General features: G+C 74.7%; 23 protein-coding genes and 1 riboswitch. Of the genes, 9 read left to right on the top strand and 14 right to left on the bottom strand.

Features of this window, described 5'->3' with window-relative positions; translation table 11 throughout:
- Positions 1 to 149 precede the first annotated feature (149 nt).
- From GD970_RS04490 to GD970_RS22040, 5 genes are all read left to right on the top strand, one after another.
- Positions 150 to 1,433 (top strand): ABC transporter substrate-binding protein, encoded by a 1,284-nt coding sequence (locus GD970_RS04490; protein WP_152201296.1) that lies wholly within the window; start codon positions 150 to 152, stop codon positions 1,431 to 1,433.
- 142 nt (positions 1,434 to 1,575) lie between these two features.
- A complete protein-coding gene (locus GD970_RS04485; RefSeq protein ID WP_152201293.1) occupies positions 1,576 to 2,478 on the top strand; it encodes a carbohydrate ABC transporter permease in 903 nt (300 codons plus the stop codon).
- Positions 2,475 to 3,377 (top strand): carbohydrate ABC transporter permease, encoded by a 903-nt coding sequence (locus GD970_RS04480; protein ID WP_152201291.1) that lies wholly within the window; start codon positions 2,475 to 2,477, stop codon positions 3,375 to 3,377. The genes GD970_RS04485 and GD970_RS04480 overlap by 4 nt, the downstream gene beginning before the upstream one ends.
- Before the next feature lie 86 nt (positions 3,378 to 3,463).
- Positions 3,464 to 4,324, top strand: coding sequence for an alpha/beta fold hydrolase (locus GD970_RS04475; RefSeq protein ID WP_152201289.1), 861 nt, complete (start codon positions 3,464 to 3,466; stop codon positions 4,322 to 4,324).
- Between the two features lie 118 nt (positions 4,325 to 4,442).
- A complete protein-coding gene (locus GD970_RS22040) occupies positions 4,443 to 5,216 on the top strand; it encodes a DUF4190 domain-containing protein (protein ID WP_211489768.1) in 774 nt (257 codons plus the stop codon).
- Between the two features lie 154 nt (positions 5,217 to 5,370).
- On the opposite strand, the gene GD970_RS04465 is transcribed toward GD970_RS22040, so the two are convergent.
- From GD970_RS04465 to GD970_RS04450, 4 genes are all read right to left on the bottom strand, one after another.
- Positions 5,371 to 6,354: a malate dehydrogenase gene (locus GD970_RS04465; RefSeq protein ID WP_152201286.1), complete on the bottom strand. Its 984-nt coding sequence runs from the start codon at positions 6,352 to 6,354 to the stop codon at positions 5,371 to 5,373.
- A gap of 26 nt (positions 6,355 to 6,380) precedes the next feature.
- Positions 6,381 to 7,598 (bottom strand): NADP-dependent isocitrate dehydrogenase, encoded by a 1,218-nt coding sequence (locus GD970_RS04460; protein WP_152201284.1) that lies wholly within the window; start codon positions 7,596 to 7,598, stop codon positions 6,381 to 6,383.
- Positions 7,599 to 7,803: 205 nt separating this feature from the next.
- A complete protein-coding gene (locus GD970_RS04455; RefSeq protein WP_152201281.1) occupies positions 7,804 to 9,087 on the bottom strand; it encodes a hemolysin family protein in 1,284 nt (427 codons plus the stop codon).
- 46 nt (positions 9,088 to 9,133) lie between these two features.
- Complete coding sequence (locus GD970_RS04450) at positions 9,134 to 9,412, bottom strand: hypothetical protein (RefSeq protein WP_152201279.1); 279 nt, start codon at positions 9,410 to 9,412, stop codon at positions 9,134 to 9,136.
- A gap of 25 nt (positions 9,413 to 9,437) precedes the next feature.
- On the opposite strand from GD970_RS04450, the gene GD970_RS04445 reads away from it, so the two are divergent.
- Positions 9,438 to 10,781, top strand: a complete 1,344-nt coding sequence (locus tag GD970_RS04445) for an NAD(P)/FAD-dependent oxidoreductase (protein ID WP_226925154.1) — start codon at positions 9,438 to 9,440, stop codon at positions 10,779 to 10,781.
- Between the two features lie 39 nt (positions 10,782 to 10,820).
- Positions 10,821 to 11,390 (top strand): dienelactone hydrolase family protein, encoded by a 570-nt coding sequence (locus GD970_RS04440; RefSeq protein WP_152201277.1) that lies wholly within the window; start codon positions 10,821 to 10,823, stop codon positions 11,388 to 11,390.
- A gap of 64 nt (positions 11,391 to 11,454) precedes the next feature.
- Here GD970_RS04440 and purH read toward each other — a convergent pair whose 3' ends face one another.
- Complete coding sequence (gene purH / locus GD970_RS04435; RefSeq protein ID WP_152201275.1) at positions 11,455 to 13,137, bottom strand: bifunctional phosphoribosylaminoimidazolecarboxamide formyltransferase/IMP cyclohydrolase; 1,683 nt, start codon at positions 13,135 to 13,137, stop codon at positions 11,455 to 11,457.
- Positions 13,138 to 13,189: 52 nt separating this feature from the next.
- A riboswitch (ZMP/ZTP riboswitch) is annotated at positions 13,190 to 13,282 on the bottom strand.
- Positions 13,283 to 13,333: 51 nt separating this feature from the next.
- Entirely contained in the window at positions 13,334 to 13,966 is a 633-nt protein-coding gene (gene purN / locus GD970_RS04430) for a phosphoribosylglycinamide formyltransferase (protein WP_226925153.1), read from the bottom strand.
- Positions 13,967 to 14,005: 39 nt separating this feature from the next.
- Between purN and GD970_RS04425 the strand changes: the two genes are divergently transcribed.
- Complete coding sequence (locus GD970_RS04425) at positions 14,006 to 14,473, top strand: hypothetical protein (RefSeq protein WP_170297352.1); 468 nt, start codon at positions 14,006 to 14,008, stop codon at positions 14,471 to 14,473.
- Here GD970_RS04425 and GD970_RS04420 read toward each other — a convergent pair.
- The 7 genes from GD970_RS04420 to GD970_RS04390 all read right to left on the bottom strand — a co-directional run bounded on the left by GD970_RS04420 (position 14,461) and on the right by GD970_RS04390 (position 23,328).
- Positions 14,461 to 16,014, bottom strand: coding sequence for a cell division protein PerM (locus GD970_RS04420; protein WP_152201267.1), 1,554 nt, complete (start codon positions 16,012 to 16,014; stop codon positions 14,461 to 14,463). The genes GD970_RS04425 and GD970_RS04420 overlap by 13 nt on opposite strands.
- A gap of 63 nt (positions 16,015 to 16,077) precedes the next feature.
- Entirely contained in the window at positions 16,078 to 16,485 is a 408-nt protein-coding gene (locus GD970_RS04415) for a DUF1801 domain-containing protein (protein ID WP_152201265.1), read from the bottom strand.
- Between the two features lie 107 nt (positions 16,486 to 16,592).
- Positions 16,593 to 17,525, bottom strand: coding sequence for a succinate--CoA ligase subunit alpha (gene sucD, locus GD970_RS04410; protein ID WP_152201262.1), 933 nt, complete (start codon positions 17,523 to 17,525; stop codon positions 16,593 to 16,595).
- Positions 17,526 to 17,536: 11 nt separating this feature from the next.
- Positions 17,537 to 18,703, bottom strand: coding sequence for an ADP-forming succinate--CoA ligase subunit beta (sucC, locus tag GD970_RS04405; RefSeq protein ID WP_152201260.1), 1,167 nt, complete (start codon positions 18,701 to 18,703; stop codon positions 17,537 to 17,539).
- A gap of 218 nt (positions 18,704 to 18,921) precedes the next feature.
- Entirely contained in the window at positions 18,922 to 20,913 is a 1,992-nt protein-coding gene (locus tag GD970_RS04400; protein ID WP_152201258.1) for an acyltransferase family protein, read from the bottom strand.
- 91 nt (positions 20,914 to 21,004) lie between these two features.
- Positions 21,005 to 21,655, bottom strand: coding sequence for a response regulator (locus GD970_RS04395; protein ID WP_152201256.1), 651 nt, complete (start codon positions 21,653 to 21,655; stop codon positions 21,005 to 21,007).
- Positions 21,652 to 23,328 carry a sensor histidine kinase gene (locus tag GD970_RS04390; RefSeq protein WP_152201253.1) on the bottom strand — a complete coding sequence of 559 codons (1,677 nt, stop codon included), beginning with the start codon at positions 23,326 to 23,328 and terminating at the stop codon, positions 21,652 to 21,654. Before GD970_RS04390 ends, GD970_RS04395 begins: the two co-directional genes overlap by 4 nt.
- A gap of 206 nt (positions 23,329 to 23,534) precedes the next feature.
- Between GD970_RS04390 and GD970_RS04385 the strand changes: the two genes are divergently transcribed.
- On the top strand, positions 23,535 to 24,149 hold the full coding sequence (locus GD970_RS04385; protein WP_152201251.1) for a hypothetical protein: 615 nt from the start codon (positions 23,535 to 23,537) through the stop codon (positions 24,147 to 24,149).
- Here the strand turns inward: GD970_RS04385 and pcrA are convergent.
- Positions 24,125 to 26,755 (bottom strand): DNA helicase PcrA, encoded by a 2,631-nt coding sequence (gene pcrA, locus GD970_RS04380; RefSeq protein ID WP_152201249.1) that lies wholly within the window; start codon positions 26,753 to 26,755, stop codon positions 24,125 to 24,127. The two genes, GD970_RS04385 and pcrA, sit on opposite strands and share 25 nt — an antisense overlap.
- Positions 26,756 to 26,856 lie beyond the last annotated feature (101 nt).

Here is a 26,856-nt window from a genome sequence, read left to right as displayed (position 1 = left end):
CATCACAAATCGACGACGATTTCTAGCAAATCGGTGACAAAGTCCGCGATTGGCCCGACGATGAGGATGGCCAGCTCGGGGACGACAGGCTGCGGCACGGCACCCCCGCCGTGCTGACGGGACGACGAAGTTTCGAAGGAGAGTGTCAGATGCGACGGATCGCAGCGGTGGCCGGGATCGCGGCCGCCAGCCTGGTCCTCGCCGCATGCGGCGGCGGATCGGACAAGGCTTCCGGCGGCGACACCAGCGGTGGCGGCGGCGGCAACGAGGTCGAGGTCTTCACCTGGTGGGCCCAGGGCTCGGAGAAGGCCGGCCTGGACGCCATGGTGAGCGTGTTCGAGCAGCAGCACAGCGACGTCAAGTTCGTCAACGGCGCGGTGGCCGGCGGCGCCGGCTCCGCCGCGAAGGACCTGCTGCAGTCGCGCCTGCAGGCCGGCGACCCGCCGGACACGTTCCAGGCCCACGCCGGCAAGGAGCTGACCGACTACATCAACGCCGCCCAGCTCGAGGACGTCTCCAGCCTCTACGACGAGTTCAAGCTGCGCGACGCGTTCCCGCAGGACCTCGTCGACCTGCTCACCGTGGACGGCAAGATCTACTCGATCCCCTCCAACATCCACCGCTCCAATGTGGTGTGGGCCAACCCCGCGGTCCTCAAGGAGGCCGGGGTGGACGCGGCCGCCGTGCCCGCCGACATGGACGCGTGGATCGCCGACCTGGAGAAGATCAAGGCGACCGGCAAGACGCCGCTGTCCGTGGCCACCACCTGGACCCAGGTGCACCTGCTCGAGACGGTCCTCATGGCCGACCTGGGCGCCGAGGCCTACAACGGCCTGTGGGACGGGACGACGGACTGGAAGGGCGCCGAGGTCACCGCGGCCCTGGAGGACTTCCAGACCCTCATGAGCTACACCAACTCCGACCGTGACGGCCTGGACTGGCCCGAGGCCACCCAGATGGTCATCGACGGCAACGCCGCCTACAACGTGATGGGCGACTGGGCCGTCGCGGCCTTCGAGGAGCAGGACAAGGCCCGCGGCACCGACTTCGTCGAGTTCCCGGTGCCCGGCAGCGACTCGATGTTCGGCTTCCTCGCCGACTCCTTCACCCTCCCCGTCGGCGCCCCGCACCCCGACGGCGCCAAGGCGTGGCTGGAGACGGTCGGCTCCCTCGAGGGTCAGACGGCGTTCAACAAGGCCAAGGGCTCCATCCCGGCCCGCACCGACGCCAACCCCTCGGACTTCTCCGAGTACCAGCAGAGCGCGATCGAGGCCTACGGCAAGGACACCATCGTGCCGTCGCTCGCCCACGGCGCGGCCACGCCGGTCGCCGTGCTCAACGCCATCTCCGACGCCACCAGCAAGTTCACCACCGGCGCCTCGGACCTGGCCGCCTACCAGCAGGACCTGGCCAACGCCGTCGCCGGATCCTGACCGAGCTGCGCGCCCCGGCGCGCACCCCCGACGGCGGGCGATCCCCCTCCGCGCCCGCCGTCGGGACATCTCGGACGCCACGCGTCCGCGCCCTGGCCCGGACCACCCGCGGCCACCGCACCACCACCGCACAGGAGCGTCTGTGAAGACCGTCAAGCGCTGGGGCCCCCCGCTGCTGCTGCTGGCCCCGTCCCTCCTCCTCGTCGGCGTGTTCGTCTACGGGTTGATCGTCGTCAACCTCCAGACCTCCCTCACGGACAGCCACACCGCCCAGCAGGCCACCGGGCAGGCACCGACGGCGCTCGTCGGGGCGAAGAACTACCTCGACCTCCTGGGCTCGCCGGACTTCCAGCACTCGCTGAAGAACCTGCTGCTCTACACCGCGGTGTTCCTCGTGGGCACGATGGTCATCGGCTTCGTCTGGGCCTGGCTGCTCGAGCGCCCGGTGCGGGGCGAGGGATTCTTCCGGTCCGTCTACCTCTTCCCGATGGCGGTCTCCTTCATCGCCTCCGGCGTGGTGTGGCGCTGGCTGCTGAACTCCAACGAGGGCGAGAGCGCCCTGGGCCTGAACCGCCTGTTCCAGATGGTCGGCCTCGACTTCCTCCAGAACCCCTGGTGGAACAACATCTCGGTGGGCATCGCCGCCATCGCCATCCCGGCGATCTGGCAGCTGTCGGGCTACGTCATGGCCCTGTTCCTGGCCGGCTTCCGGGGCATCCCCGAGGAGCTGCGCGAGGCCGCCCGGATGGACGGCGCGAGCGAGTGGCAGCTGTACCGCCACGTGCTCTTCCCCCAGCTCTCCCCCGTGGCGCTGTCGGCGCTGATCATCATCGGCCACATGTCGCTGAAGGCGTTCGACCTCATCATGTCGATCTCCAAGCCGTCGAACTACCAGACCAAGGTGCCGGCGGTGGACATGTACGTCTTCAAGTCCAGCTACGACTACGCCAACGCCGCCGCGGTGGGCTCGATCCTGCTGATCATCGTCGCGGTGCTCGTGGTGCCCTACCTCATCCACACCTCGCGGAAGGACGCCGGGCGATGACCACCACCTCCACCACGGCCGCCCCGCTGGGCGATGTCGCGCGCGCCCCTCGCCCGAGCGCCAAGCGGCCGCCGGCCGGGCGGTTCTCCGTGGCCCGCACGGTGCGCTACGCGCTGCTGCTCCTGTCCGTGGTCATCGTGCTCATCCCCGTCTACGTCCTGCTGGTCACCAGCTTCAAGGGCACCGGGGACGCCTCGCCCGCCCGGGCGTGGGCGCTGCCGACGCTGTGGACGCTGGACAACTGGCGGGCCGCCTGGGAGGCGCTGTCGCCGTCGATCTGGCGCTCGGTGCAGATGGTCGTCCCCGCCGCGGTCATCTCGGCCTTCCTCGGCTCGATGAACGGCTTCGTGCTCTCCCGCTGGAGCTTCAAGGGCGCGAACGTCGTCTTCACCCTGATCCTGTTCGGGATGTTCATCCCCTACCAGGCGGTGATGATCCCGCTCAACCAGATCGTGCTGGCCGTGGGGCTGCCCAGCGGCATCCCCACCCTGATCCTGCTGCACGTCATCTACGGCATCCCGATCACCACGCTGATCTTCCGCAACTACTACGCGTCGGTGCCCAGGGAGCTCATCGAGGCCGCCCGGGTCGACGGCGCCGGGATGCTGCGCACCTATGCCTCGGTGGTGCTGCCCATCTCGATCCCCAGCTTCGTGGTGGTGCTCATCTGGCAGTTCACCTCGGCGTGGAACGACTTCCTCTTCGCCGTCTTCTTCTCCTCGAGCCAGAACGGCCCCGTCACCCTCGCGCTGAACAACCTCGCCAACGGCGCGCTGCTGCAGAACTACGGCGTCTCGATGGCCGGCGCGCTGTTCGCTTCCCTGCCCACGCTCGTCGTGTACGTCATCCTGGGCAAGTACTTCGTGGGCGGCCTGATGTCGGGCTCCGTCAAGGGCTGACGGCGCCGCCCTCACCGGGGCGGACCGGCCGTCGCTGGCCGACGACGGCCGGACCGGGCACCCACGGGCACGCACGAGGAGGACCGATGACGACCACGCCGTCCGCCGTCCGGGCATCCGCGCGGCTCGCGGCCCTGCGCGCGGCGTTCGCCGCCGCCGACCGGCTCGCCCCCGACCTCGCCGCCCGCTGGGCGCTGCGGGTGTGGTGCACCCTGCCCCGCAACGGCGGACGACGGCGCGACGAGCGCCCCGAGCCCGGGACGACCTCCGCCGTGCCGCTGCCGGGCGGGCGCCGCGTCGTCGTGGAGAGCTGGGGCGCGGGCGAGCCGGTCTACCTGGCGCACGGCTGGGGCGGGTGGCGCGGCCAGCTGGGCGCGTTCGTCGCCCCGCTCGTGGCCGCCGGACGGCGCGTGGTCGCCTTCGACGCCCCCAGCCACGGCGAGTCCCCGCCCGGGCACCTCGGCCCCCGGCGCAGCACCGCCATCGAGATCGCCGAGGCGTTCACGGCGGTGGCGGACGTGCACGGCGCGCCCGTCGCCGTCGTCGCCCACTCCCTCGGCTGCACGACGACGGCGCTGGCCGTCCGCGCCGGGCTGCCGGTCGGCCGTCTGGCGCTCGTCGCGCCCAGCGTGGACGTCATGTCGATGACCGCGGAGCTCGCCCGGGTGCTCGGCTACGGCGAGCGGACCCGGACGCGCTTCGAGCGCCGGCTCGAGGCGCTCGCTGGCCGACCCGTACGCGACTTCGACCTCGCCGAGATGACGCTGCCCACCCCCACGCTCGTGGTCCACGACCGCCACGACAAGGAGGTGCCCTACGCCGACGGCGTGCGGGTCGCCGGCGCGTGGCCGGCGGCGCGCCTGCACACCACCGAGTCCCTCGGGCACCAGCGGATCCTGCGCGACCCGGGCGTCGTCGCCGAGGTCACCCGGTTCGTCGTCCCCTGAGCCGCCGGACGAGCCGAGGCCGCCGCCCCGCACGCCGCCCCGCACATGGGGGACGTCCCGCCCCGCCACCGTCGGTGCGACGATGAGACCACGCGTCCTACGACGAGAGTGGGTCATCATGAGCGCACCACCGCCTTCGGGCAACCCGGACGAGCGCCCCACCGACGGCGGCCCCCGCGACGACGTCCCCCCGGCCGGCGCGCCTGGCCCCTACGCCCAGCCGGCCGGCTCGTCCAGCCAGCCGGGCCAGCCCAGCCAGCCGGGCCAGCAAGGCCAGCCAGCCGGGCCGCCCGCCTACGGGCAGCCGGGCGAGCACGGTCAGCCCGGCTACGGCCAGCCCGGCTACGGACAGCCCCAGTACGGCGCCCCGCAGCACGGTCAGCCGGGCCCCTACGGCCAGCCCGGCCCGTACGGCCAGCCCGGCCCGTACGGCCAGCCCGGCAGCTACGGCCAGCCCGGCTACGGCACCGGCCAGTACGGCCAGCCGGGCGGGTCGTATGCCGGCACCCCGTACGGCGCGACGGTTCACGGCGGCCCGCGCAACGGCCTGGGCGTCGCCGCGCTGGTCATCGGAATCATCGCCGTGCTCGTCGCCTGGGTGCCGTTCGTCGGGCTGCTGGGCCTCGTGGGCGGCGTCGTCGCGATCATCCTCGGCGCCGTGTCGCTGAGCCGGGTGGGTCGCGGCGAGGCGACCAACCGCTCGCAGTCCATCGCCGGCGTCGTCCTCGGCGCCCTCGCCGTCCTGCTCGGCATCGCCTCGGCGATCTTCGGGTCCTACCTGTTCTCCCAGGTCGCCCCCGAGGTCTTCGGCCCGGACTTCCAGCGCTGCGTGGAGACCTACGGCAACAACCCCCAGGCGGTCCAGGACTGCCTGCGGCACGCCGGCTACTGACCGACCGGCGCGGCCGCGGCCGGCCGCCGCCCCGGGCCGGGCCCGCCGCCGTCCCCGGGCCAGGCCCGGCCCCCGTCCCTCCGCGCCAGACCGGGGCAGACGACGGCGCCCCGCTCCTCGGAAGGGGCGGGGCGCCGGCGGGCAGCCGTGCGCGTCAGATCAGGCCGAGGCCCTTCACCGCGTCGCGCTCCTCGACGAGCTCGGCGACCGAGGCGTCGATCTTGGCCCGGGAGAAGTCGTTGACCTCCAGGCCCTGGACGATCTCCCACTTCCCGTCCTTCGCCCGCACGGGGAAGGAGGAGATGAGGCCCTCGGGCACGCCGTAGGAGCCGTCGGAGACGATGGCCGCCGAGGTCCACGAGCCGTCGGCGGTGCCGTTGACCCAGTCGTGCACGTGGTCGATCGCGGCGTTGGCGGCCGAGGCCGCCGACGACGCCCCGCGCGCCTCGATGATCGCCGCCCCGCGCTTGGCGACGGTGGGGATGAAGTCGCTCTCCAGCCACGACTGGTCCACCAGCTCGGTGGCCGCCTTGCCGGCGACGGTGGCGTGGAAGACGTCGGGGTACTGGGTGGCGGAGTGGTTGCCCCAGATGGTGAGGTCGGCGATGTCGGAGACGGCCGCGCCGGTCTTGGCCGCGAGCTGGCTCAGCGCGCGGTTGTGGTCCAGGCGGGTCATCGCCGTGAAGCGCTCGGCCGGCACGTCGGGGGCGTGCTGCTGGGCGATCAGGGCGTTGGTGTTGGCCGGGTTGCCGACGACGAGCACGCGGATGTCGTCCGCGGCGCCGGCGTTGATGGCCTCGCCCTGGGGGCCGAAGATGCCGCCGTTGGCCTCGAGCAGGTCGCCGCGCTCCATGCCCTTCGTGCGCGGGCGGGCGCCGACGAGCAGCGCGACGTTGGCGCCCTCGAAGCCGGCCTTCGGGTCGTCGAAGATGTCGATGCCGGCGAGCAGCGGGAAGGCGCAGTCCTCGAGCTCCATCGCGGTGCCCTCGGCGGCCTTGACGCCCTGCGGGATCTCCAGCAGGCGGAGCTTGACCGGGGTGTCGGCGCCGAGCAGCTGGCCCGAGGCGATGCGGAACAGCAGGGCGTAGCCGATCTGGCCGGCGGCGCCGGTGACGGTCACGTTCACGGGCGTGGTCATAAGCACAACTCCTTCGTCGTCGGTTCTCAGGCCAGGCGGGCCGAGAGGTTCTCGTCGAGGGTCGCGAGGAACTCCTCGGTGGTCTGCCACCCCTGGTCCGGACCGACCAGCAGGGCGAGGTCCTTGGTCATCTTCCCGGACTCGACGGACTTGACCACCACGTCCTCGAGCGTCTCGGCGAAGCCGATGACCTCGGGGGTGCCGTCGAGCTTGCCGCGGTGCTTGAGGCCACCGGTCCACGCGAAGATCGACGCGATCGGGTTCGTCGAGGTGGGCTTGCCCTGCTGGTGCTGGCGGTAGTGGCGGGTCACGGTGCCGTGCGCGGCCTCGGCCTCGACGGTCTGCCCGTCCGGGGTCATGAGCACGGAGGTCATCAGGCCGAGGGAGCCGAAGCCCTGCGCGACGGTGTCGGACTGGACGTCGCCGTCGTAGTTCTTGCAGGCCCAGACGTAGCCGCCCTCCCACTTCATGGCGGAGGCGACCATGTCGTCGATGAGGCGGTGCTCGTAGGTCAGGCCCGCCTCGGCGAACTTGTCCTTGTACTCGGTGTCGAAGATCTCCTGGAAGATGTCCTTGAAGGCGCCGTCGTAGGCCTTGAGGATCGTGTTCTTCGTGGACAGGTACACCGGGTAGTGGCGCTGCAGGCCGTAGTTGAACGAGGCGCGCGCGAAGTCGGCGATCGACTTGTTGAAGTTGTACATGCCCATCGCCACGCCGCCGTCCTCGCCGTAGTTGGCGACGACGTGCTGGATCGGCTCCGAGCCGTCCTCGGGGGTGAAGGTGATGGTCAGCTGGCCGGCGCCGGGCACCTTGAAGTTGGTGGCCTTGTACTGGTCGCCGTGGGCGTGACGGCCGATGACGATCGGCTTGGTCCAGCCGGGCACCAGGCGCGGGACGTTGGAGATGATGATCGGCTCACGGAAGACGACGCCGCCGAGGATGTTGCGGATGGTGCCGTTGGGCGAGACCCACATCTTCTTGAGCCCGAACTCCTCCACCCGCGCCTCGTCGGGGGTGATGGTGGCGCACTTGACGCCGACGTGGTGCTCCTTGATCGCGTGGGCGGCGTCGATGGTCACCTGGTCGTCCGTCGCGTCACGGTTCTGGATCGACAGGTCGTAGTACCGCAGGTCGACGTCGAGGTACGGATGAATCAGGCGGTCCTTGATGAACTGCCAGATGATCCGGGTCATCTCGTCGCCGTCGATCTCGACGACCGGGCCCGCCACCTTGATCTTCGCCATGTCCTGCCACACTCCTGACCACCCCCGGGGAGGGGGCGCCTCGACTTCGCGGGGCGCCGGGGCACCGACGCCGCCGACCAGATTACTCGACATCGAGATATTTCGGTGACCGTGCTCACCGCCGGCCCGGGGGTGCGTTGTCGGCGGGCCGACGGCGGGTCGCGGGCGCCGTCGGCATCGAGGCGGCGAGCCCCTCGCCGCCGCGTCAGGCGACGACGGCGTCGGCCGCCCGGCGGATCTCCACCCGGTCCACCCGGCGCCCGTCGAGGGCGGTGACGGTGAGGACGAGGTCGTCCCAGGTGATCGCGTCCCCCACGCGGGGCAGCCGGCCGAGCCGGGCCATGATGAAGCCGCCGAGGGTGTCGAAGGGGCCGTCGGGCAGCTCGCGGTCGAGCACCTTGGCCACCTCCGCGCGGCCGAGCAGGCCGGCGACGTCCTCGGTGACGCCGTTGGCGACGAACTCGGGCGGCTCGCGGTCGTACTCGTCCTGAATCTGCCCGACGAACTCCTCCACGCAGTCCTCCAGCGTGATGATCCCGTCGGTGCCGCCGTACTCGTCGACGACGACGGCGAGGTGGGCGTGGTTCTGCCGCATGACCGTGAGGGCGCTGAGCACCCGGGTGCCGGTGGGGAAGAAGGTGATGTCGCGGACGAGGTCGCGCACCGTGCGCACCGCCGGGTCGGGGTGGATGAGGTCGCGGATGTGGATGAAGCCGACGACGTCGTCGTTGTTCTCCCCGCGCACCGGGTAGCGGGAGTGCTCGAGGTCGCGCACGAGCGGCTGCGCCTCGGCGATCGGCATGCCGGCGTCGAGGAACTCGACCTCGGTGCGCGGGGTCATGATCTCCTGGACGGTGCGCTCGCCGACGGTGAGCAGGTCGACGACCATGTCGCGCTCCTGGACGCCGAGGGACTCGTGCTGGGCCACGAGCGAGCGCAGCTCCTCGGTGCCCATCGCCTCCCTCTGGGCGTTGGGGTCGCGCCCCAGGACCCGCATGACCACGTTGACCGAGGCGCCGAGCAGCCAGATCACCGGGCGCAGCACGGTGGCGATCCAGTCCAGCGGCGTGGCGACGGCGAGGGAGAACTTCTCGGCGCTCTGCATGGCCAGGCGCTTGGGAACCAGCTCGCCGAAGACCAGCGAGAGGTAGGAGATGACGACCGTGGTGCCGACGAAGGCGATGCCGTAGGCCAGCCCGGCCGGCACGCCCAGGCTCTTGAGGGGCGGGGCGACCGCGGGCGCGATCTGCGCGGCGCCGAAGGAGGCGGAGAAGAACCCGGCGAGGGTCACGCCCACCTGGACGGCGGAGAGGAACCGGTTGGAGTCGGCCGTGAGCTTGGCAACTCGCGCCCCGGCGCCGCCGCGGCCGGCGAGGGTGCGGACCTGGCTGTCGCGCAGGGACACCAGCGCCATCTCCGAGGCCGAGAACACCCCGCCCAGCAGCACGAAGAAGAGCACCAGGACGATGTTGAGGGCGAGATCGCTCACGCCGTCATCATCACACGGCGATTCCCGCCCGCCCCGGGCGAACCGGTCACCGGGTGGCGGTGGGCAGCGCGTCGCCCCAGGGCGCGAGGTAGAGCAGGGCGAGCGCGGCGAGGGCGAGCAGGGCGACGTCGACCCGGCGGGAGCGGGCCGGCGGCACCACGGTGACCGGGGCGAGCGCGCGCAGCACCGCGCAGGCGCCGAGCACCACCGCCAGCCCGGTCGCCGCCGCCCGGGCGCTGACCGCCACGGCCAGGCCGCACACCGCGGCGACGGCCAGCAGCAGGAACACCTTGAAGGCGAGGCGGGCGGCTCTCGTGCTCGACATGATGGGGCGAGACTACCGTGGCAGCGTGTCCGTCCCCGCTGCCCCCTCCCCCGCCCCCCGTTCCGTCGTCGTCGTCGGCACCGGCCTGGCCGGCCTGCGCACGGTGGCCGAGCTGCGCGCGCAGGGCTTCGACGGCGAGGTGACGGTGGTGGGCGCCGAGGCGGTCCCGCCCTACGACCGCCCGCCGCTGTCGAAGGAGCTGTTCAGCCGGGTCGAGCCGGTCTGGCTGTCCGGGGAGGGCTACGGCGACCTCGCCGACCTCGCCGACCGCGTGCTGCCCGGGCGGCGTGCCACCGCCGTGCGGGCGGACGACGACGGCGTCGACCTCACCGTCGGCCCCGCGGACGCCGGAGACCCGGCCCAGGGGCACGGCGCGGCGGGCGAGGCGCTCACGCTGCACGCCGACGTCGCCGTCCTCGCCACCGGCGCGGAGCCGGTGCGCCCGGCGGGCTGGACCGGGGCCGCGGAGCTGCACACCGTGGCCGACGCGGCCGCGCTGCGCGGGCGGCTGAGCGCCGGCACCCGGCTCGTCGTGGTGGGGGCCGGCTGGATCGGCGCCGAGCTCGCGGGCCAGGCCGCCGCGCAGGGCTGCGCGGTCACGGTCGTCGAGGCGGCGCCCACGCCGCTGCACCGCCAGCTGGGCGCCGACCTGGGCGCCCGGACGGCGCCCTGGTACGCCGCCGCGGGCGTCGAGCTGCGCTGCGGCGCCCCCGTCACCGCGGTCGAGCCGGGCGCGGTCACGCTGGCCGGGCCGGACGGCGCGCCGGGCGAGCGGCTCGCCGCGGACGTCGTCGTCACCGCCGTCGGGGTGCGCCCGGCGACCCGGTGGCTGGCCGGCACCCTGCCGCTGACCGGGCGCGGCGCGCTGCGCGTGGATCCGGCGGGGCGCGTGGCCGGCGCGCCGGCGTCGCTGCGGGCCGTGGGCGACTGCGCGGACATGGAGGTCCCCGGGCTCGGCCTGGTCCCCGGCGGGCACTGGGACGCGGCGCTGACCCATCCCGCCGGGCTCGTCGCGGGCCTGCTCGGGCACGAGGTGCCTGCGCCGGGCGCGCCGTACGTCTTCTCCACCCAGCTCGGCCACGACCTCGCCTTCGTCGGGGCCCCCACCGACGCCGCGACGGTCCTCCTGCGCGGCGACCCGGACGGGGCGTGGACGGCGTTGCTCGTCGAGCCGGGCCCGGACGGGACCGGCCGGCTGACCGCCGGGTTCACCGTGGACCGGCCGCGCGACGTCGTCCCGCTGCGCAAGCTGCTCGCCGGCGGGGCCCGCCCGCTGCTCGACCGCGCGCGGGCCGCCGACGCCGCCGTCCCCCTGCGCAAGGCGGTCCTCGCCGCGGACCGCGCCGGCCCCGCGGCCGGGCCGGCGTAACCGTGCCCTGTGTCGGTGGTCACCCATACGCTCACCGGCATGGCCACCGTCGTGCTCTTCCACTCCGCCCTGGGCCTGCGGCCCGCCGTCCACGACTTCGCCGACGCGCTGCGCGCGGCCGGGCACGAGGTCCACACCCCCGACTACTACGACGGGGAGACCTTCGACACCGTCGAGGAGGGCGTCGTCAAGCGCGACGCCCTCGGCCAGGCGGAGATCGCCCGCCGCGCCCAGGCCGCCGTCGAGGGCCTTCCGGCGGACCTCGTCTACGCCGGCTTCTCCCTCGGCGCGGCGGCCGCGCAGGTGCTGGCCCAGACCCGGCCCGGCGCGCGCGGGGCGGCGCTCATGCACGGCTGCCTGCCCACCGAGGCGGTCGGCGCGCCGTGGCCCGCCGGGCTGCCGGTGGAGATCCACACCCACGAGGCCGACCCGTGGTGCGACGCGGCCGAGGCCCGCGCGGTGGCGGCCGAGACCGGCGGGACCGCGTACGTCTACCCGGGCGACTCCCACCTGTTCGCCGACGCCGGGCTGCCGGACCACGACCCCGAGGCCGCGGCGCTCATGCTCGCCCGCGTCATCGCGTTCCTCGACCGCGTCGGGGCGGACTGACCGCCAGGCAGCCAGGCACGCCGCGGCCCCGGCAGGGCGGACCTGCCGGGGCCGCGGCGGCGGCTCAGTGCGCGAAGTGGCGCACGCCGGTGTGGTACATCGTGATCCCGGCCGCCTCGGCGGCCGCGATGACCTCCGCGTCGCGGATGGACCCGCCGGGGTGGACGACGGCGCGCACGCCGGCATCGACGAGCACCTGCAGCCCGTCGGCGAAGGGGAAGAAGGCGTCCGAGGCGGCGACGGCCCCGCGGGCCCGCTCCGGCGCCGCGGCCCGCGCGGCGGCGTCGGCGTTCTCCGCCCCGCCGGCCGCGTCCACCGCCGACTCCACCGGCGCGCCCAGGGTGTTGGCGCGCTCGACCGCCAGGCGGCAGGAGTCCACCCGATTCACCTGGCCCATGCCCACGCCCACGCTCGCGCCGTCGGCGGCGAGCAGGATGGCGTTGGAGCGCACCGCGCGCACGGCGCGCCAGGCGAAGGCGAGGTCGGCGAGGGTCGCCTCGTCCGCGGCGGGACCGGCCGCCAGGGTCCAGCCGTCCGGGGTGTCGCCCGGGGCGTCGACGGCGTCGCGGTCCTGGGCCAGCACGCCGCCGCTGATCGGCCGCAGGTCCGTGCCGGTCCGCTCCCCGGGGTCGACGACGAGCAGGCGCACGTTCTTCTTGCGCTCGAGGATCTCGCGGGCCTCGGGCTCGAAGCCCGGCGCCGCGACGACCTCGGTGAACACCGGGGCGAGCTGCTCGGCCATGGCGGCGGTGACCGGCCGGTTGGCGGCCACCACGCCCCCGTAGGCGGAGACCGGGTCGCAGGCGTGGGCCTTGCGGTGCGCCTCGGCCACGTCCGCACCGGTGGCGATGCCGCACGGGTTGGCGTGCTTGATGATGGCGACGGCGGGCCCGGCGTGGTCGTAGGCGGCGCGCACGGCGGCGTCGGCGTCGACGTAGTTGTTGTAGCTCATCGCCTTCCCGTGCAGCTGCTCGGCGTTGGCGATGCCGGTGGTCGTGCCCTCCGCCGTGTACAGGGCCGCGCGCTGGTGCGGGTTCTCCCCGTAGCGCAAGGTGGCGCGGCGCTGCCACGCCCCGCCGGTGAAGGCCGGGAGCGCGCCGTCGCCGGCCTCGGCGTCGGTGTCGAAGACCCCGCTCATCCAGGACGCGACGGCGACGTCGTAGGCGGCGGTGTGCTCGAAGGCGGCCACGGCCAGCGCGCGGCGCTGGGCGAGGGTGAACCCGCCGCCGGCCGCGGCGGCCGCGACGTCGTCGTAGCGGGCGGGGTCGACGACGACGGCGACCGAGGGGTGGTTCTTCGCCGCCGCGCGGACCATGCTCGGCCCGCCGATGTCGATCTGCTCGACGCACTCGTCGACCCCGGCCCCGGAGGCCACGGTCTGGGTGAAGGGGTAGAGGTTGACGACGACGAGGTCGAACGGGGCGACGCCGAGCTCGGCGAGCTCGGTGCGGTGGGTCTCCTTGCGCCGGTCGGCCAGGATGCCGGCGTGCACGCGCGGGTGGAGGGTCTTCACGCGCCCGTCGAGGCACTCGGGAAAGCCGGTGATCTCCTCGACCGGGGTGACCGGCACGCCGGCGGCGGCGATGCGGGCGGCGGTGGAGCCGGTGGAGACCAGCTGCACGCCGGCGGCGTGCAGGGCCCGGGCGAGCGGCTCGAGGCCGGTCTTGTCGTAGACGGAGAGCAGGGCCCGGCGCACGGGGACGCGGTCACCGACGGGCTCGACGGCGGGCTGGGAGGTCTGGCTCATGAAGCGCTCCTGGTTCGATGCGGTCGTGGCTGCGGTGCCCGCGGGCACCCGACCCAGGCACCCAGGCGCGCGGTGCTCTCTCAGGGGACTTCCGGCCGCTCCCCGGTGGTGGACGCCACCTTCCTCGCCAGTTACGGCCGCCACCCATCTTAGCGCGCGGCTCCCGAACGCGCGGCGCCCGAACGCGCGGCCCCGTTCAGCGCCCGGCCCCGACCAGCACCCGGCGGCCCTCGATGCGCCAGCCCTCCCGGGCGAGCCGGCCGACCTGCTCGACGAGCTGGGCGCGCTCGGCGACCTTGATCCGCTCGGTCAGCGTCGCGACGTCGTCGTCGTCGAGGACGGGCACCGCGACCTGGGCGACGATCGCGCCCGTGTCGACCCCCGCGTCGACGAAGAAGAGGGTGGCGCCGGCGAGCTTGACGCCGTAGGCGAGGGCGTCGCGCGGGCCGTGGATGCCGGGGAAGGCCGGCAGCAGGGTGTTGTGGGTGTTGATGTAGCGCCCGCCGAACCGCTCGAGGAACCGCTGGCCGCAGAGCTTGAGGAACCCGGCGGAGACGACGAGGTCCGGCTGGTGCGCGGCGACCTGGGCGGTCAGCGCGGCGTCCCACTCCTCACGGGTGGCGTGGTCGCCGACCCGCTCGACGAAGGTCGCCAGCCCCGCGGCCCGGGCGAGGTCCACCCCGCCGGTGCCCTCCCGGTCGGCGCCGACGGCGACCACCTGGGCGCCGTAGGCCGGGTCCTGCGTCGCCTCGAGCAGCGCCGCGAGGTTCGATCCGCCCCCGGAGACGAGGACGACGAGCCGGGCCGGGCGGGGGGTGGAGACGCTCACGTGCGCGAGCGTAGCCGCGCCGTGCGCGATGATGCTCCCATGCCCACGCCTCAGCCCCGGCCCCATCGCGGCCGCCCGCCCGGAGCGCCCGCCGAGCCCCCCGGGGAGAGCCGGGTGGCCGCCCTGCGCTGGGTCCGGCGCTTCGGTCTGCTGCTGCTGGCCGGGCTGGCCGTCGGGGCGTTCACGCTGCCGTGGCCGTGGCCGCTGCTGTCCGGCGTGCTGTGCATGGCGGCGCTCGCCGTGGGCATCGTCGCGCTCGTCAAGGTCCGCGGCGCGCGGATCCGTGGGGCGCTCACCGGCGTCGTGACGCTGGGCCTGGTGGTCGCCGGGATGCTCGGCATCGCGTCGCTGGGCCAGGTGGTGCTCTGGCGCGAGTACTCCGCGTACTCCTCGTGCGTGCGGGCGGCGCTGACCGCGCAGGCGCGCGACGCCTGCGACGCCCGGCTGCAGCACTCCCTCGACGAGCGGGTGCGGCAGATGGAGCAGCTGATGCGTCAGGCGTCCTGAGGGCGCGGCCAGTCCGAGAGCCGCGGACCGCCCCAGGCCCCCGACGCCGGGCCCGAGGGCGGCCCGTCCGTGTCGTGCTCGCCCAGCCGCGGGAAGCGCGGGGCCCACGGCCGGCGGCCCGGCTCGGGAGACGGTCCGGCGTCCTCGGCCGGCTCGGGCGCCGCCGCCGGGGTGGCGGCCGAGGCGTGCGCGGTGCCCGGGGTCGCGGCCGAGCGGTTCACCGGCGGCTTGGCCGCCGAGCCGTGCGCGGTGGGCGGGGTCGCCGTGCCGGTCGGCTCGCCCGGCACCGGGCCCGTGGCCGCCGGCGCGTCCCCGGTCGTCGTCCGCTCGCGGTCGGCGCGCACGCGCCCCACCGCGGCCCGCAGGCCCTCACGGGTGCGCGGGTGCGGCACGAGCACCCCGAGCAGGGCGCCGGCCCCCACCTCGACGAGGAGCAGGCCGGCCACCGGCGCGGGCGCCGGTCCCACCTCCGCCATCCGGCCGGGCCCGATGCCGCCGGACGCGGCCGCGGCGAGCACGAGCGCCGCGAGCGCCACGGCCGCGGCCGTGGTCAGCGCCGCGCCGGCCGCGCCCGCGAGGGACTCCTGGGGCCGGCGCCGGTGCAGCCAGACCCCGACGACCACCCCGACCAGCCCGGGCACCAGCACCACCCAGGGCAGCGCGGGGGTCCCGGGGGACGGCAGCGCCCCCAGCAGCGGCACGGCCGGCAGCGGCGCGGCGGTGACCTCGGTGGCGCTGAAGACCGTGCCCTGCCCGACGGCGAAGCCCGGCCCCGCCAGCCACGCGAGCGCCCACACCACCGCGGTGGGCACGTAGATCAGCTGGGCCAGGGACATGACGACGGCGCTGACGACATCGGGGGCGAAGGAGCCCTGCACGAGCAGCACCCGGTCCCACCCGGCCACCGCGGCGGCGACCGCGGCCGCCGTCGCCAGCGCAAGGAGCCCGGCGAGCGCCCAGCCGCCGCCCGCGAGACCGGCGGTGACCGGGGACGGCACCCGCCAGCGGTTCAGGGCCTCGGGCGCGGCCGCGCCGGCGCGCCACAGCGCGAGCGCCGTGCCGCCGACGGCGACGAGGACCACCCCGGCCAGCGCCGCCAGCCGGGCGCCGGGGACGGTCGCGAACGCGCTGAGGACGAGCGTGGTGAGGGTGAAGCCCGCCGGGACGAACGCGCCGGCTCCCACCGTGGTCAGCCGCATGCGCCGTGCGGCGCCGTAGACCAGGGCGAGGCTCAGCAGGGTGATGCCGAGCGGGACGAGGGAGACCGTCGCCCCCGCCGCCCGCATGGATCCGCCGTGGCCGAGCAGCCACACGGAGGTGCCCAGCCCGGCCGCCGCCTGCCAGGAGGCCTCGCCCAGCGCCGGCGCCGCCGCGGTGGCGACGTACGTGGCGACGGCGGGCACGACCACGGTGAGCCAGCTGATCATGGCCGCCTCGACGCCGGCGACGAGGCCGCGGAGCCAGCCGGCGGGCATGCTGAGGCGCGGGCTGGTCGGGCGGACGTCGATGACGTGCGGGGCGGTGGGGCCGGTGGTGGGCATCACCCCCATGGTCCGACCTGCGCGGGCCGGGACCCGGCTGGCGCGACGGCGTGTCGCCCGCCGCTAGGCCTGGCCGCCGCGCGCCCACGCCTGGGCGACGAGACGCTCGAGCACGGCCAGGTCGACGCCCCGCAGGCGGCCCAGGTAGAGGCAGCCGGCGCCGCGGCGGTGCGGACCGAGCGCGGCGAGGAGGTCCTCGGCGTCGGGGTGCAGCAGCCCGTACACCGACATCGAGGCCTTCCGGGGCGAGAATCCGACGACGAAGGTGTCGCCCTCGTGCCCGCTGGCGTAGCGGTAGTGGTACTCGCCGAACCCGATCATCGTCGCGCCCCACACGACCGGGGCCGTCCCGGTCACCCGGGTCATGAGGTCGAGCAGCGCGCGGGCGTCCTCGCGTCGCCCGGCGGGCTCGGCGCGCTCGACGAGGTCGGCGGCCGACGCAGTCGTCGGCCGGGTGAGGTTCTCTGCCATGACGCCCATCCTGCCGTGCCGCCGGGACGCGACAGGCCCCGGCGGGCAGGAGGTCCTGCCCGCCGGGGCCTGTCCGGCGACGGTGCGTGCCTGCGGGGCGCGTCCGCTCAGCGTGCGACGGCGGCGCCGAGGATCTCGCGGGCCAGCCGGGCGGTCTCGGAGGGGGTCTTGCCCACCTTGACGCCGGCGGCCTCGAGGGCGACCTTCTTGGCCTCCGCGGTGCCCGAGGAGCCGGAGACGATGGCGCCGGCGTGGCCCATCGTCTTGCCCTCGGGGGCGGTGAAGCCGGCGACGTAGCCCACGACGGGCTTGGTCACGTTGGCCTTGATGAACTCCGCGGCGCGCTCCTCGGCGTCGCCGCCGATCTCGCCGATCATGACGATGAGGTCGGTGTCGGGGTCGTCCTGGAAGGCCTGCAGGGCGTCGATGTGCGTGGTGCCGATGATCGGGTCGCCGCCGATGCCGATGCAGGTGGAGAAGCCGATGTCGGAGAGCTCGTACATCATCTGGTAGGTCAGCGTGCCGGACTTCGACACCAGGCCGATGCGGCCGGGGCCGGTGATGTTGGCCGGGGTGATGCCCACGTTGGACTGGCCCGGGGTGATGACGCCGGGGCAGTTCGGGCCGACCAGGCGCACGCCCTTGGACTGGGCGTAGGTGAAGAACTCGGCGGTGTCGGCCACCGGCACGCCCTCGGTGATGATGACGACGAGCGGGATGCCCGCGTCGACGGCCTCGATGACGGCGGCCTTGGTGCCGGCCGGCGGCACGAAGATGACCGAGACGTCGGCGCCGGTGGCCTCCTTGGCCTCGGCGACGGAGGCGAACACCGGGACGGAGACCTGACCGGCCTGGCGCGACTCGGCGCCGGGGCCCAGGGGCTCGACGTCGAACTCGACCGTGGTGCCGGCCTTCTTGGGGTTGGTGCCCCCGACGATCTGGGTGCCGGCGTTGAGCATGCGGCTGGTGTGGATCCGGCCCATCGTGCCCGTCATGCCCTGGACGATGACGCGGGAGTCGGAGTTGAGGAAGATCGACATTCTTGGGGTCCTTACTTCGCAGCCGCGAGCTCGGCGGCCTTGGCGGCCGCGCCGTCCATCGTGTCGGACATGGTGACGAGGGGGTGGTTCGCCTCGCGCAGGATGCGGCGGCCCTCCTCGACGTTGTTGCCGTCCAGGCGCACCACGAGCGGCTTGGTCTCCTTGTTGCCCAGGATCTCCAGCGCCTTGACGATGCCGTTGGCGACCTCGTCGCAGGCGGTGATGCCGCCGAAGACGTTGACGAAGACCGACTTCACCTGCGGGTCGCCGAGGATGACGTCCAGGCCGTTCGCCATGATCTCGGCGTTGGCGCCGCCGCCGATGTCGAGGAAGTTCGCCGGCCGCACGCCGTGCTCCTCGCCGGCGTAGGCGACGACGTCGAGGGTGGACATGACCAGGCCCGCGCCGTTGCCGATGATGCCGACCTCGCCGTCGAGCTTGACGTAGTTCAGCCCCAGGTCCTTGGCCTTGGCCTCGAGCGGGTCCGCGGCCGCCTTGTCCTCGAGCTCGGCGCGGTCGGCGTGGCGGAAGTCGGCGTTGGCGTCGAGGGAGACCTTGGCGTCCAGGGCGACGATGGCGCCGCCCTCGGTGCGCACGAGCGGGTTGACCTCGACGAGCGTGGCGTCCTCCGCGTCGTAGACGGTCCAGAGCTTGCGGATCACGGCGGCGACCTCGTCGGCCACCTCGGGGGCGAAGCCGGCCTGGCCGACGATCTCGGCGGCCTTGGCCTCGTCGATGCCGGTGAGCGGGTCCACCGCCACGCGGGCGAGGGCCTCGGGCCGCTCGACGGCCAGCTGCTCGATCTCCATGCCGCCCTCGACGGACGCCATCGCGAGGTAGCTGCGGTTGGCGCGGTCGAGCAGGACCGAGAAGTAGTACTCCTCGGCGATCTGGGCGCCCTCGGCGATCATCACGCGGTGGACCGTGTGGCCCTTGATGTCCATGCCGAGGATCTCCGCGGCGCGCGCCTCGGTCTCCTCGGGGTTGTGGGCGAGCTTGACCCCGCCCGCCTTGCCGCGTCCGCCCGTCTTCACCTGCGCCTTGACGACCACCGTGCCGCCGCCGAGCTGCTCGGCCGCTGCCCTTGCCTCCGCCGGTGTCGTCGCGACGATCCCGCGAAGCACGGGCACGCCGTGCTTCTCGAGCATGTCACGAGCCTGGTACTCGAAGAGGTCCACCCCGCTGCGTCCTTCCGTTGACATCACAAGATGCCTCGACATCAAGACATCTCGGGGGAGCCTACCGCGCGGTGGCGCGCGTCTCACACCGGGTGCCATCGCCGACGGCGCAGCGCACTGGTCCCGTGCCGGCCCGGTCCCGGGGCCGGCGGCCGCCGAGCGACGGCCCGTCGGGGCGCTGACCTGGGCGGTCGCACGATGGCCCTGGGGGTGTGCGGTCAGCCCGTGCGGTGTGCGGAACTCGTGGCGGGCGTCGCCGCCGCGGACGGTTCGGCGGCGCCGGCCGCCGGCTCGTCGGCGGCGGGCGAACCGGCCGGGTCGGCCCCCGGCTCGTCGGCCGCGGCCGGGGCATCGGGGTCGACCGGCATCCCGGTGAGGCGCTCGGAGAGGGCGGCGAAGGCGCGGGCGACGACGTCGGCGTACAGGTGCGCGCCCTCGATGCCCGGGTGGATGCCGTCCGCCTGCAGCAGCTCCGGTTGCTCGGAGATCGCCGCGTGCCAGTCCGCCACGACCGCGTTGGGGTAGTCCGCGACGATCCGCTCGAGGGTGGCGTTGGCGTCCGGGACCCAGTGGCTGCCGCCGTAGAGGTTGACCACGACGATGAGCCGGTCCCCCAGGGAGTCGAGCACCCGTCGCACGAGCGCCTCGTCGCGCACCCCGGCGTTGGTGCCGAAGTCGAGGAAGACCGCCCGGCGCACGGTCCCCTCCGCCAGCCGGGTCCGCACGGCCCGCTCGCCGTCGGGCCACTGCCGGATCGACCGGGCGTCGAGCATGACCCCGGGGAAGCGGGCCTCCAGGCCGTCGGCGCTGGTGACGACGATGGAGTCCCCGAAGCCGGTGATCTCCTCCCCGGTGGGCATCGAGTAGTCGGCCGGGGCCGGCGCCACGACCTCGGCCCGGTCGGCGGAGGCGTCCACGGCCTCCTGCCCGGCGGTGATCCGGTCGTGCGTGCGCGAGCGCTCCGGCGCGACAGCGATGGCCGCGAGGGACGCGACGACCGCGAGCGCGCCCGCCCCGGTCACGGCGCGGGCCAGCGCCCGCCGGGCCGGCACCCGGCTGACGAGCAGGGCCCGGGCCCGGCGGACGCAGGCGCGGAAGCCCAGCCGCCGCACCGGCTCCTCGACCAGGCGGAACGACAGCGCCGCCGCGCCGAGCGTCACGCCCACCGCCGCGGCCCGCAGCACCCAGTGCGCGGCGGAGTCGTACGCGGTGGGCACCACGGCGTCGGCGATGAGGATGACGGGCCAGTGCCAGAGGTAGACGGAGTAGGAGCGCCGGCCCAGCCACTCCAGGGGCCGCAGCCGCATGAGCCGCTGGAACCGGGTCGGCGGCCCGAGGAGGGCGGCGACCAGCGCCGCGCTGAGCACCGAGCCCAGCAGGATCCCGCCGCGGAAGGTCAGCGGGCTGGCCTGCCGGAGCGTGAGCATGAGGAGCAGCAGCCCCACCAGCGCGCCCGCGGCCACCAGCCCGCGGCGCCGGCGCCATGCGGGGGCCGCCAGCGGCCCCCCGCCCGGCGCGGCCCACGCGAACGCGAGCGCGGCGCCGATCATCAGCCCGAACAGGTGCGTGTCGGTGCCGTAGTACACCCGCGTGGCGTCCTCGCCGGGCACGTAGAGGACGGCCATGAGCACGGCGGAGACGACGGCGGCCGCGAGCGCGGCGAGGGCGCGGTGGCGGGCGCTGCTGCTCGCCGCCACCACGGCGGCGAGCAGCAGCGGCCAGAGCAGGTAGAACTGCTCCTCCACCGCCAGGGACCAGAAGTTCACGAACAGCTGCGGCGCCGTCGCGGTGAAGTAGCTGGTGCCGGCGGCCACCTCGACCCAGTTGGTGGAGAAGGTCAGCGCGCCCAGCGTCTGCCGGCCGATCCCGACGAGCAGGTCGGTGTCGGCCAGCCAGGCGAGCGGGATCGTCACGAGCACGACGGCGACCAGGGCCGGCACCAGCCGGCGCACGCGCCGCACCCAGAACCGCGGCAGGTCCAGGCGGCCCCTCGCGCGCAGCTCGCGCAGCAGCAGGGTGGTGATGAGGAACCCGGAGACGACGAAGAACACGTCGACCCCGAGGAACCCGCCGGGCAGCGAGGCGGGCCTCAGGTGGTAGACGAGCACGGCGGTCACCGCCAGGGCACGCAGGCCGTCGAGGCCCTCGATGCGCCCCGCGCCCGCGGCGGCGCGATCGTCCGCCTGCCGCTCCCGCACCTGGGTGCTCATCGCCTCGCCTCCCCGGGCCCGACCTCCTGCTTGCCGAGGTTAGGGGTGCCCACCCACACGACCGGGCGCGGCACGCGGACCGTGAGCAATCTCAGCCGCGCCGGGCCAGCCCGCTGCGGTGCGCCACGACGACGGCCTGCACCCGGTCGCGCACCCCGAGCTTGGCCAGCACCCGGGTGACGTGGGTCTTCACCGTGGTCTCCGCCATGTACAGGGCCTGCCCGATCTCGACGTTGGACAGCCCCTGCGCCATGGCGAGGAGCACCTCCCGCTCCCGGTCGGTCAGGGCGTCCAGGCCTGGGAACGCGGCAGGCTCGGTCCGCTGCACGTAGCTCGCCACGAGCCGGTCCAGCACGGTGGGCCCCAGCATCAGCTCCCCGCCGGCGCACGCCTTGACGGCGGCGACGATCTTCGCCGGCGGCATCGTCTTCACCAGGAACCCGCTCGCGCCGGCGCGCAGCGCGGCCAGCACGTACTCGTCCAGGTCGAAGGTGGTCAGCACCATCACCCGCGCGCCCGGCTGCGCGGCGAGGATCTGGGCGGTTGCCGCGAGGCCGTCCCCGCCCGGCATCTCGATGTCCATGAGCACCACGTCCGGCTCCAGCACCCGGGCGCGACGCACGGCGCTCGGACCGTCCGCGCACTCCCCCACCACCTCCAGGTCCGGGTCGGTTCCGAGGATCGCGGCGAGGCCCTGCCGCAGCAGGTCGTGGTCGTCCGCCAGCAGCACCCGAACGGTCACGGCACCCCCGTTCCCGCTGCCGGACGCGCCGCGCCGGCCGCGGTGTCGACAGGAGGCGCGGCACGCGCCGGTGAGCTCGGCGCCGGCCCAGCCGGCAGGGGCAGCTCGGCCTCCACCCGGAAGCCGGTTCCCTCCGGGCCCGTCCCGGTGGTGAGCGTGCCGCCATCGGACTGGACCCGCTCGGCGATGCCGACGAGCCCGAACCCGCGGGGGGCGTCGGTGCCGGGTCCCGGCCCGTCGTCGACGACGGCGACCCGCGCCCGGCCGCCCGCGACGGCGACGCTGACGGCGGCCCGGGCGCCCGGCGCGTGCCGCAGGGTGTTGAGCAACGACTCCTGCACCACCCGATACACCGTCGGCATCGCCGCGGAGGCGTCCCCCGCCATGGTGAGGTCGACGGCGAGCCCGGCCAGCCGCATCCGGTCCACCAGGCCGCGCAGGTCCGCCAGGTCGTGGCCGGCGCTGCCGGGCGCGCCGTCCTTCGCGGCGAGGAACCGGTCCAGCTCATCGAGGGTGTGGGCGCACGTGGTCAGGACCACGTCGAGGGCCCGGCGCGCGCCGGCCCGGTCCGTGGCGAGCAGCACCTCGGCCGCCCCCGCCTGCATGACCACGACGCCGACCGCGCCGGAGACGAGGTCGTGGAGCTCGCGGGCGACCGTGAGCCGCTCGGCCCGCACGGCCGCGGCGGACGCAGCGCCCAGCTCGGCCTCACGGGCGCCGGTGGCCCGCCGGGTGCGCTCCGCCCGGGAGCGCACCGCCCGGACCAGGAACCCGGTGAGCAGCCCCACCCCCAGGATGACGAGCGCGATGAAGAGGTTCTCCGGCCGGTCCTGGGCGTGCTTGTGGACCAGGGCCAGCGCAAGCATCCCCGGACCGGCCAGCGCCCAGGGCATCCGGCGCTCCCACGCCCCGCACGCCCAGCCGAGCGCACCGACCGTGACCAGCATCCACACCCCCTCGACCACCGAGTGCCCCACCAGGGTCCCGGCGGTGACGAGGGCGGCGAGCAGGAGCGTGGACGCGCCCGGCGCGAGCCTGCGGCCGAGGACCGTGAGGGCGGCCAGGGTGGTCAGGACGAGGGCCACGGGCGTCATGTACGCCGCCTCGGGCCAGGCCATCCGGTGGGCGATCGCGGCCTCCCCGAGCACGTCGGCCGCCGCGACGGCAGCCAGCACGACCTCGGCCGGGCGGATGCGCATGCCGTCCGGGTCCGGGGCCGCCGGGGGCGCCGGCTCGGCGGGCTCGCGCAGGAGCCCGAGCATGCGGCGCAGCTCGCTGGTGGCCGCCGTGCCCGCGCGCTGGATCCCGCGGAGGGCGGCGACCGGATCCGCGTCCCAGGACCGGGCCGCCCGCCTGGCGCCGTCCTGCATGTCCACCACGGCCGCGCGGACCACGGCGTGGACGTCCGCGGCCAGGCGGGCCCGTTCCTCCCGGACGGCCGCCCGGGCCACGGCCCCCGGCTGCAGCGCGGCCACCTCGGCGGCGCGGGTGCGGGCCGCCCGCCACCGCCGGGTGGCTCGCGCGAGGTGCCGCAGCGCGAGGAGCAGGCCCAGCGCGAGGCAGGAGACGAACAGCGCGTCGGTGACGGTGCCGCCCACGAGGGCGCCGGTGAGGGCGCCGACGAGGAGGGCACCCCCGAGGATGCCGAGGTTCTCCCGCCGCGGCGCCAGCACGGCGCGAGCATAGGCCCGGCCCGGCGGGGCGGGCGTCCTCCTTTCGGAGGACCCCCTGTCCTGCCGGAGGGTCCGGGTCCCGCCCACCGGGGAGGACGACGGCGGCCGGGACCGTGCGCGCCGCGCAGGACGCCCCGTGCCGGGGCCGGTTCCTACCGTCCAGGGGTCGGCGCACACCGGTGCGCCCCGGACCGGAAGGACCCACCATGACCCGCCTGACCTGGGCCGCCCTCGCGGCGGCCGTCCCCGTCGCCCTCATCGCCCTGACCGACGCCGTCACCCACGGCCTGACCGGGGAGTTCTCGGTCTTCGCCGACGGCGGCCCCGCCTGGGCGTTCTACGTCGCCGGTGTCACGCACGGGCTGCTCTACGCGCTGCTCACCGCCGTCCTGGTGGTGAACGGCAGCCGGATCGACGCCGGCCGGGGCGCGGTCCGGTGGGTGCGACGCGTGCTGATCGCGCTGCTGGCGCTGTTGGCCGTCTCGTTCCTGCTCGACACGGCGATCCGCTTCGACGACGCGCCCGCCTGGCTGCTGGGCCTCACGACCGCCGGGTTCGTGGTCGGCTTCCCGGTCAGCACCGTGCTCGGCATCCTGCTGCTGCGCCGGCCGGAGATGCGGCTGCCGGCCGTCCTGCTCACGGCGACGGGCGGCGGCCTCGCGCTGACCCTCCTGCTCGGCGCGGTGGGCTCGGACTTCGCCCATCCCGGCTACGCCGAGGTGCTGCAGTTCTTCGGCGTGGCGCTGCTGGGGCGCGCCGCGTCCCCCGCGCGGGAGGCCTCGCCGTCGTCGGCCCGCTACAGCTTCGTGACCGGGGAGTAGCGCAGGAGCAGGCGCTTGGTCTGCCCGCCGCCGAAGTCGATCTTGGCGACGGCGGAGGACCCGGAGCCCTCCAGCGCGATCACGGTGCCCACGCCGTAGCTGTCGTGGGTGACCTTGTCCCCCACGTCCAGGCCCGGCACGTCCGCCTCCGGGCGGGGTGTGGCCGAACCGAACTTCGCGCCGGTGGACGTCGTGGCGCCGAGCTTGCCGGTGCGCACCGGGCCGCTGCGGGCGCCGGACCCGCCCGGGGTGCGCGCGCCGTAGCCCTCGCGCCCGCCGAAGCCGCCGTGGGACCCGTACCCGCCGCCCCACCCGCCCGGCCGGGCACGCAGCGCCTCCATCGAGGACTCCGCGCGGCGCCAGTCCACCAGCTCCTCGGGGATGTCCTGCAGGAACCGCGAGGCCGGCAGCTGCTGGGGCATGCCCCAGGCGGTGCGCACCGCGGCGCGGGAGAGGTAGAGCCGCTCGCGGGCCCGGGTCAGCGCTACGTACGCCAGGCGCCGCTCCTCGGAGAGCTCGTCCTCCTCGGTGAGCGAGCGCTGGTGCGGGAAGGTGCCGTCCTCCAGGCCGGTGACGAACACGACCGGGAACTCCAGGCCCTTGGCGGTGTGCACCGTCATGAGGGTGACCTGGCCCTGGTCCTGGGCATGCGCGTCGGGGATCTGGTCGGAGTCGGCCACCAGGGCGACCCGCTCGAGGAAGTCGCCGAGGTCGCCCTCGGGGTCCTGCTCGGAGAACTCCGCCGCGACGGCGTGCAGCTCGGCGAGGTTCTCCACCCGGGTGGCGTCCTGCGGGTCCTCGCTCGCGCGCAACTCGGCGAGGTAGCCCGAGCGGTCCAGCGCGGCGTCGAGGACCTCGGCCGGGGTGGCGCCGGCGTCGTTCATCTCCCGCAGCCCGCTCATGAGCTCGTGGAAGGCGCGCACCTGGGTGCGCGACCGGCTGGCCAGCCCGATGACCTCGGGCACCGGCGCGCCGTCGCGCGTGGCCCCCGGCTCGGCGGCGGCGTCGGCGACGGCCTGGCCGAAGGAGACCCGCTCGCGCTCGGCGTGGGCGGCGAGCATCGCCTCGGCCTTGTCCCCCAGCCCGCGCTTGGGCACGTTGAGGATGCGGCGCAGGTTGACGGCGTCGTCGGGGTTGGCGACGGCGCGCAGGTACGCGATGGCGTCCTTGATCTCCTTGCGCTCGTAGAAGCGGGTGCCGCCGACCACCTTGTAGGGGATGCCGGTGCGCACCAGCACCTCCTCCAGCGCCCGGGACTGGGCGTTGGTGCGGTAGAAGACCGCCACGTCGCCCGGCCGGGTGCCGTCGTCGTCGCCCAGCCGGTCGATCTCCTCGGCGATGAACCGGGCCTCCTCGTGCTCGGAGTCGGCCACGTAGCCGACGATGAGCGGGCCCGCTCCGGAGTCGGTCCACAGGTTCTTCGGCCGCCGCCCGGGGTTGCGTGCAATGACGGCGTTGGCCGCGGTGAGGATGTTCTGCGTGGAGCGGTAGTTCTGCTCGAGCAGGATGGTCCGGGCGTCGGGGTAGTCCTCCTCGAACTCGAGGATGTTGCGGATGGTGGCGCCGCGGAAGGCGTAGATCGACTGGTCGGAGTCACCGACCACGGTGAGCTCGGCCGGCGGCAGCCCGTCGCGATCGTCCTCGCCGTTGCCGTCCCGGTCCACCCCGGCCAGCTCGCGCACGAGCATGTACTGGGCGTGGTTGGTGTCCTGGTACTCGTCCACCAGCACGTGGCGGAACCGGCGCCGGTAGTGCTCGGCCACCGCCGGGAAGGCCTGCAGGAGGTTGACGGTGGTCATGATGAGGTCGTCGAAGTCGAGGGCGTGCGCCTGCCGCAGCCGCTCGTTGTACTGGGCGTACGCCTGCGCGAGGGCCTTGTCGAAGGAGTTCGACTCCGAGACGCTGCGGGCGTACTCCTCGGGGTCGATGAGCTCGTTCTTGAGGTCGGAGACCTTCCGGGAGAACGTCTTGGGCGGGTACCGCTTGGGGTCGAGGTCCAGCTGACGGCACACCAGCGTCATGAGCCGCTGGGAGTCCGCGGCGTCGTAGATGGAAAAGCTCGAGCGCAGGCCGAGGGCGGCGTGCTCGCGGCGCAGGATCCGCACGCACGCCGAGTGGAAGGTCGAGACCCACATCCGGCTCGCCGAGGGGCCGATGAGGTCCTCGACCCGCTCGCGCATCTCGGCGGCGGCCTTGTTGGTGAAGGTGATGGCGAGGATCTCCCCCGGCCGGGACCGTCCGGTGGCCAGCAGGTAGGCGATGCGGTGGGTGAGCACGCGGGTCTTGCCCGAGCCGGCGCCGGCGACGATGAGCAGCGGGGAGCCGGAGTGGACGACGGCCTCGCGCTGCTGGGGGTTGAGGTCGGCCACCAGCGTGGCGGGGTCCAGGCGGGGCCGGCCCGGCGGGGTGGCGCCGTCGAGCCCGGCGCGGCGGCGCGCCCGGGCCACCGGGTCGTCGACGAGGGACGCCTCGGGCACGTCGCGCGCCGGCGGCTCCACCGCCCAGCTGGGGACGGAGTCGTCGCGCGGGGGCACGGCGGCGGGCAGCGGCGGCAGGTCCTGGGCGGAGAGGCCGGCGAGGGGCAGGTTGTCGAACAGTGAGGTCATCGCACGGCAAGCCTATGCGGCCCCACCGACACCGGGGGCCACCGGCGCCGTCATGTGAGGAACAGCCCCCTCACCGGGCGGGCAAGACGCCGCTCGCCCGG

The sequence above is a fragment of the Georgenia thermotolerans genome, from assembly GCF_009193185.1.
In the GTDB taxonomy this organism is placed as follows: domain Bacteria; phylum Actinomycetota; class Actinomycetes; order Actinomycetales; family Actinomycetaceae; genus Georgenia; species Georgenia thermotolerans.
This window is presented reverse-complemented; position numbering and strand designations above follow the sequence as displayed.

Bases quoted from the DNA above. Each gene is read 5' to 3' on its own strand.
- GD970_RS04490 (WP_152201296.1), top strand. From the start codon at position 150: ATGCGACGGATCGCAGCGGTGGCCGGGATCGCGGCCGCCAGCCTGGTC.
- GD970_RS04480 (WP_152201291.1), top strand. From the start codon at position 2,475: ATGACCACCACCTCCACCACGGCCGCCCCGCTGGGCGATGTCGCGCGC.
- GD970_RS04475 (WP_152201289.1), top strand. From the start codon at position 3,464: ATGACGACCACGCCGTCCGCCGTCCGGGCATCCGCGCGGCTCGCGGCC.
- GD970_RS22040 (WP_211489768.1), top strand. From the start codon at position 4,443: ATGAGCGCACCACCGCCTTCGGGCAACCCGGACGAGCGCCCCACCGAC.
- GD970_RS04465 (WP_152201286.1), bottom strand. From the start codon at position 6,354: ATGACCACGCCCGTGAACGTGACCGTCACCGGCGCCGCCGGCCAGATC.
- GD970_RS04460 (WP_152201284.1), bottom strand. From the start codon at position 7,598: ATGGCGAAGATCAAGGTGGCGGGCCCGGTCGTCGAGATCGACGGCGAC.
- GD970_RS04450 (WP_152201279.1), bottom strand. From the start codon at position 9,412: ATGTCGAGCACGAGAGCCGCCCGCCTCGCCTTCAAGGTGTTCCTGCTG.
- GD970_RS04440 (WP_152201277.1), top strand. From the start codon at position 10,821: ATGGCCACCGTCGTGCTCTTCCACTCCGCCCTGGGCCTGCGGCCCGCC.
- purH (WP_152201275.1), bottom strand. From the start codon at position 13,137: ATGAGCCAGACCTCCCAGCCCGCCGTCGAGCCCGTCGGTGACCGCGTC.
- GD970_RS04425 (WP_170297352.1), top strand. From the start codon at position 14,006: ATGCCCACGCCTCAGCCCCGGCCCCATCGCGGCCGCCCGCCCGGAGCG.
- GD970_RS04420 (WP_152201267.1), bottom strand. From the start codon at position 16,014: ATGCCCACCACCGGCCCCACCGCCCCGCACGTCATCGACGTCCGCCCG.
- GD970_RS04415 (WP_152201265.1), bottom strand. From the start codon at position 16,485: ATGGCAGAGAACCTCACCCGGCCGACGACTGCGTCGGCCGCCGACCTC.
- sucD (WP_152201262.1), bottom strand. From the start codon at position 17,525: ATGTCGATCTTCCTCAACTCCGACTCCCGCGTCATCGTCCAGGGCATG.
- GD970_RS04400 (WP_152201258.1), bottom strand. From the start codon at position 20,913: ATGAGCACCCAGGTGCGGGAGCGGCAGGCGGACGATCGCGCCGCCGCG.
- GD970_RS04385 (WP_152201251.1), top strand. From the start codon at position 23,535: ATGACCCGCCTGACCTGGGCCGCCCTCGCGGCGGCCGTCCCCGTCGCC.
- pcrA (WP_152201249.1), bottom strand. From the start codon at position 26,755: ATGACCTCACTGTTCGACAACCTGCCCCTCGCCGGCCTCTCCGCCCAG.